Here is a 5,426-nt window from a genome sequence, read left to right on the forward strand (position 1 = left end):
ATCGCCAGGGTCGCCGGCGACTGGCCCGCCACCCGCTGGGACGAGCTGATGCCGTGGAACTGGGTGCCCCAGACAGATCAGCCAACAGCCCAAGCCGCATAAACTGCGGTCCTCACGCCACGCTTACCCCGCGCGAGACACAGGAGATGCTGTTCGACGCGCATGCGCGGGCGTTTGCCTTCTTCGGAGGCGTACCGACGCGCGGCATCTACGACAACATGAAGACGGCGGTGACGAGCGTGTTCACCGGCAAGGAGCGGGTCTTCAACCGGCGCTTCCTGGTCATGGCCAACCATTACATGGTCGAGCCGACCGCTTGCTCGCCCGCGTCGGGCTGGGAGAAAGGTCAGGTAGAGAACCAGGTGCAGACCGCACGCGGCCGCTTCTTCCAGCCACGCCTACGATTTGCCAGCTTCGAGGAGCTGAACGGTTGGCTGGAGGCGGAGTGTCGGCGCTGGGCCGAGTTGCACCAGCATCCTGAGCAGAAGGAACTGACGGTTGCTCAGGCATGGACAGCCGAACGGGCGGTGCTCCAACCTGTTGTCGCGCCCTTCGACGGCTTCCACGAGAGCGAGCATGCGGTAAGCGGCACCTGCCTCATCAGCTTCGACCGCAACCGCTACTCCGTTTCTGCCAGGGTGGTGCGGCGCGTTGTGCAGGTCCGTACCTACGCCGACCGTATCGTCGTGCGCTGCGACGGTGAAGTCGTCGCCGACCATTCCCGGTTTTTCGGCCGCGACCGGACCATCTACGACCCGTGGCATTACCTGCCGGTGCTGGCGACCAAGCCGGGCGCCCTGCGCAACGGCGCGCCGTTCCAGGGCTGGGAGTTGCCGCCTGCGCTGTCACGGCTGCGGCGCAAGTTCGGCGCCGGGGATGACGCCGACCGGCGGTTCGTGCGAGTGCTGGCGGCCGTGCTCGACGACGGGCTGGAGGCGGTGGAAGCGGCCGTGCGAGAGGCGCTGCTGGCCGGCACCGCCAGCGACGACGTCATCGTCAACATCCTGGCCCGCCGGCGCGAACCGCCGCGACCGCTGACCATCGTCACGCCAGAAGACCTGGCGCTGCGCCATCCGCCTCGCGCCGACTGCAACCGCTATGACAGCCTGCGAGGTCTCCATGCAGCGGCATGAGATGATGACGGCCATGGCAGAGTTGGGGCTGAAGGGCATGGCTGGTGCCTTCGACGAGGCGGTTACCACCGGCCTGCAACGCAAGCGCACGACCATGGAGGTTCTGACCGACCTGCTCCGCGCCGAAGCCGCCCATCGCCATGCAGCGTCGGTCCGTTACCGAATGTCGGCCGCAAGATTGCCAGCGGTGAAGGACCTCGACGCCTTCGTCTTCGACGACACCCCTATCAACGAGGGGCTGGTGCGCTCGCTGTACAGCGGCTCGTTTCTTCCGGGTAGGCGCAACGTCGTGCTGGTCGGCGGAACTGGCACCGACAAGACGCATCTCGCCACCGCCATCACCGCCAATGTGGTACGGGTCGGCGCCCGGGGGCGCTACTTCAACACGGTTGATCTGGTAAACCGGCTTGAGGAGGAAACGCGCCTTGGCAAGGCCGGCACGCTGGCAGCCCAGCTCTCCCGGCTCGATCTGGTGGTGCTCGACGAGCTTGGCTACTTGCCTTTCGCCCGCTCGGGCGGTCAGCTGCTCTTCCACCTCGTCAGCAAGCTCTACGAGCAGACCTCCGTCATTGTCACGACGAACCTGGCCTTTGGCGAGTGGCCGACCGTCTTTGGCGACCCCAAGATGACCACCGCGCTGCTCGACCGCGTTACCCACCATTGCGACATCGTCGAAACGGGCAACGACAGCTGGCGCTTCAAGCACCGCAGCTAACGCCCAGGAGCACCGGCAGAGAACGCTTCGCTGCGCCCGCCATACCCGTCACACCGCTCGACGAAGGGGGTCCCTTTTGCACGCCGATAAGGGGTCCTTTTTGGACGCCGATTGACAACATAGGTTCAAGAACATCCTCACTATCGTTCGTTCTATAGTGAGCTAGAGTCTGGGAGCGGCTTCTTCGATCGAAGAGGCCCGCGACGTAATCGACATGCGACTGGCGTCGTTAGGTGGTGCCGTCGAGCAACTTCTGTCATCGGATTGGCAGGCGGCGCCGCTTCCGGCCTTGGCGGACCAAGCACTGGCTCACCTCTCCTTTTACACCGAGCGGCTCAGTTTTGTGGGCGAAACGGTCAGGATCGGTCCGAGGGCCGCAATGACGCTGACGCTCGCCTTTCACGAACTGGCGACCAATGCGATCAAATACGGGGCGCTCTAGAATGAGACAGGTACCGTCGAAATATGCTGGCGAGTGCGTGAGTCAGGCAACAATGCGGAGCTGCTGCTTCAGTGGATTGAGCGTGGCGGCCCGCCCATCGCAACGCCTGAACGCCAGGGATTTGGAACTCGGCTGATCTGCACAGCTGTAGGCCGCAGCCTGCAGGGGATCGCGAAGCTCGACTTCCCCGCGACAGGGGCCGTGTGGACCCTGGTTGCTCCCTTGGCGTCAGTCAGATTGTGAGCTGAGCAGCTGAGCGCAACAGCCATGCGATCAAACCATATAGGGGACCAGCGAGCGAAAGCCTCCGTATAGCATGCCCGTACCATTTCTACCGAGCCGACGGTATCAGAACATGGCCTGCCTCAGTGCTCATTGTTGCGCTATCCGGCAGTGTTGTGGGGTTTGAGGGGTAGCGTCGGCCGTCGAAGCGCAGCCGAACTGCATGCCCCGACGCGCCACCACCGGACACTGCTACGCCCAGATCGTGCAGGCCGTGACTTCGCGAAGACAATAATCTGATCGGCAACTGGGTGACAGTCGTACGCCCAATAGTATCGTAGCCCTTCCCTGTCGCCCTTAGGATGCCCATCGAACATCCACCGCTGCCGCAATATTCAGGGCCAGACGCATAGGCGACGATGTCCTGCTTGCCATCTCCGTCCAGGTCGACAAAGGCCGCCTCGTAGGTCACGTGATCGCCTTCGAAGAGCGTCTTGATCGCCTTGCGCGCGAGCGGCGTCTCCATCGGCGAAGGGGCAGTCGATATCGGCGCAGCGCTGTTCGCGATCATTGTTCGAATGTCGGCAGGTTTGCGGATGTGCGATCCCGGTGTCTTGTAGACCGACAGAGCGCCATTAGTCCAAAGTCCGACTTCGACTGCTTTGTGCGCCTGGTCGAGCAGGAGATAGGCAGCCTCAGACCCTCCCTCATGCGCCCGGTTTCCCGAGGTGAACAGCACCGTTCCATCGCGCTGGAGCGGTGAAGCCGTCTCGAAATTCTGCCGCAAGGTCTGCAACCTCGCTTCCCCCAGCAAGGCGCGGAGATCATCGACGACCGCGCTTTTTGTAAAAAGACCGATCTGCGACGGATATTGACCAACCTTCGGGTCAAGCGATGCCCAGGCAACGTCCGGCTCCGCGTGCCGTTCGCCCATGGCGGACGCCTCAGCCGCGTGCTGAGCGCTGGTCACGTTGTGTTGATCCTGAACCGGGGTTCGCTCACAAGATGCCAGAACCAGTATCGCTGCCGCGACCAGAAGCCGTTCGAAGGGGAGCATATTGTTACCTGTTCTGTCTACCGATCCTGACAGTCAGCCTCTAGCAGGCCAACGATCGCATCGAAAGTTGTCGGCGACGCTCGGTGTCGACGTGGATGGCTGATCGTCGCCAACTGTGCCGCGGATTATGGATGGCGATCTCCGAAGCGGAAGCCAACCCTGCCTTTCAGGAACGTCTCGCAAAGGCTCTCGCCGCTGACGAGAAGCCGGTTAAAGCTCCCGTCGAGCGGAAGCGGCAGACCAAGCCGGCCGAACACAAGCGTCCGAGCAACCGGCGGACCCCTGCCATGCTCGATCCAGTGCAACTCGCCCGAAACGGCGAGTCCGAACTGCGCGAGGCGCTAGCGAAATTGGATATCGAGCAGTTGCGCGATGTGGTGGCGGACTACGGTATGGACCCAGGCAAGCTGGTGATGAAGTGGCGCGATGCAGACCGCATTGTCGATCGCATAGTCGAGGTGGCACGCGGTCGTGCGCAGAAGGGCAGCGCGTTCCTGCTGACGTGCTCCCCTGAAATGTGACCGCTTTTTGGTAAAGTCTGACCCCAGGAGTCGGACGATATGAAGCGAAGCAGGTTCAACGAAGAGCAGATCATTGCGATTTTGAAGGAGCAGGAAGCTGGGATGGCGACGGCGGAAGTCTGCCGCCGTCACGGGATCAGCTCGGCGACATTCTACAAGTGGAAGTCGAAGTTCGGCGGTCTGGATGTGTCTGAGGCCCGGCGGCTGCGGTCACTCGAGGAGGAGAACTCGCGGCTGAAGAAGCTTCTGGCCGAAGCGATGCTCGACAATGCGGTGCTGAAGGATCTGGCATCAAAAAAATGGTAACGCCCGGCGCCAAGCGGGAAGCCGTCGCCCATGCCCGGGAGCATCACGGGGTGAGCGAGCGTCGGGCGTGTGCATTGGTTGGTGTGAGCCGGAGGGTGCTCCGTTACGAGCCAACAAGGCCGGATGACGGGGCGCTGCGACAGCGGCTGCGCGAGCTGGCGGCGGAACGTCGCCGGTTCGGCTATCGCCGCCTGGGCTATCTACTGGCGCGGGAGGGCATCACGCCCAACCACAAGAAGCTGCTGCGCATCTACCGCGAGGAAGGACTGCGGGTGCGTCGCCGTGGCGGCCGGAAACGGGCATTGGGCACGCGCAGGCCGATGGTGCTGCCGGATGGTCCGAACCAGCGCTGGAGCCTCGACTTCGTCTCTGACAGCCTGATCTGCGGTCGGCGCTTCCGCATCTTGTGCGTGGTCGATGACTACACGCGGGAGTGCCTGGCGCTGGTGGCCGATACCTCGCTGTCTGGGGCTCGGGTGGCCCGGGAACTGACCAGCCTGATGGGCAGCCGCGGCAAGCCCCATACGGTGGTCAGCGACAATGGGACTGAGCTGACCTCTTCGGCCATCCTGCGCTGGTCGCAGGAGCGGCGGGTCGAGTGGCACTACATCGCGCCGGGCAAGCCGATGCAGAACGGCTTCGTCGAGAGCTTCAACGGTCGCCTGCGGGACGAATGTCTCAACGAGACCCTGTTCACCTCGCTCGCCCATGCCCGGTTCGTGCTGGCCGCTTGGCGGCACGATTACAACACGGTCAGGCCGCACTCGAAACTGGGCGGGAAGACCCCCGCCGAGATCGCTGGCCAACGTGTCTGGGGGCATGCCCCCAGACACGTTGCGATCCCATCAAACAACCATCATGAAGGGGCGAGACTCTACCTCTGACTGGTAACAATCAGGGGAGCATGTGTGGACGGCCCCTGCGGTGCAAGAGCTTTTGTGCAGCGATGAGCACCGGTCGGGTGCATCCATGTGTTCGGCCTGTTCATGCAGCACCGCATGGCTGCTGGCCCTGATGAAGTCCGCGGATC

At 63.2% G+C, this 5,426-nt stretch carries 6 protein-coding genes; 5 read left to right on the plus strand and 1 reads right to left on the minus strand.

What is annotated here, in order from left to right; genetic code table 11:
- The first annotated feature begins 98 nt into the window (after positions 1-98).
- The 3 genes from istA to CA236_RS18400 all read left to right on the plus strand — a co-directional run bounded on the left by istA (position 99) and on the right by CA236_RS18400 (position 2,290).
- Positions 99-1,133: an IS21 family transposase gene (istA, locus tag CA236_RS18390; RefSeq protein WP_277600077.1), complete on the plus strand. Its 1,035-nt coding sequence runs from the start codon at positions 99-101 to the stop codon at positions 1,131-1,133.
- Positions 1,120-1,848 (plus strand): IS21-like element helper ATPase IstB, encoded by a 729-nt coding sequence (gene istB, locus CA236_RS18395; RefSeq protein WP_125946696.1) that lies wholly within the window; start codon positions 1,120-1,122, stop codon positions 1,846-1,848. The genes istA and istB overlap by 14 nt, the downstream gene beginning before the upstream one ends.
- A gap of 187 nt (positions 1,849-2,035) precedes the next feature.
- Positions 2,036-2,290, plus strand: a complete 255-nt coding sequence (locus CA236_RS18400; protein ID WP_277600078.1) for a hypothetical protein — start codon at positions 2,036-2,038, stop codon at positions 2,288-2,290.
- A gap of 331 nt (positions 2,291-2,621) precedes the next feature.
- Here CA236_RS18400 and CA236_RS18405 read toward each other — a convergent pair whose 3' ends face one another.
- Positions 2,622-3,569 carry a hypothetical protein gene (locus CA236_RS18405; RefSeq protein ID WP_164519000.1) on the minus strand — a complete coding sequence of 316 codons (948 nt, stop codon included), beginning with the start codon at positions 3,567-3,569 and terminating at the stop codon, positions 2,622-2,624.
- Positions 3,570-3,700: 131 nt separating this feature from the next.
- On the opposite strand from CA236_RS18405, the gene CA236_RS18410 reads away from it, so the two are divergent.
- A complete protein-coding gene (locus CA236_RS18410) occupies positions 3,701-4,090 on the plus strand; it encodes a hypothetical protein (protein WP_206430626.1) in 390 nt (129 codons plus the stop codon).
- Positions 4,091-4,129: 39 nt separating this feature from the next.
- A protein-coding gene (locus CA236_RS18415) for an IS3 family transposase (RefSeq protein WP_125946700.1) occupies positions 4,130-5,280 on the plus strand; the annotation gives its coding sequence in 2 pieces (ribosomal slippage) (positions 4,130-4,382 and positions 4,382-5,280; 1,152 coding nt in all).
- The last annotated feature ends 146 nt before the right edge of the window (positions 5,281-5,426 follow it).

The sequence above is a fragment of the Sphingomonas sp. ABOLG genome, from assembly GCF_003950435.1.
GTDB classification, from domain to species: domain Bacteria; phylum Pseudomonadota; class Alphaproteobacteria; order Sphingomonadales; family Sphingomonadaceae; genus Sphingomonas; species Sphingomonas panaciterrae.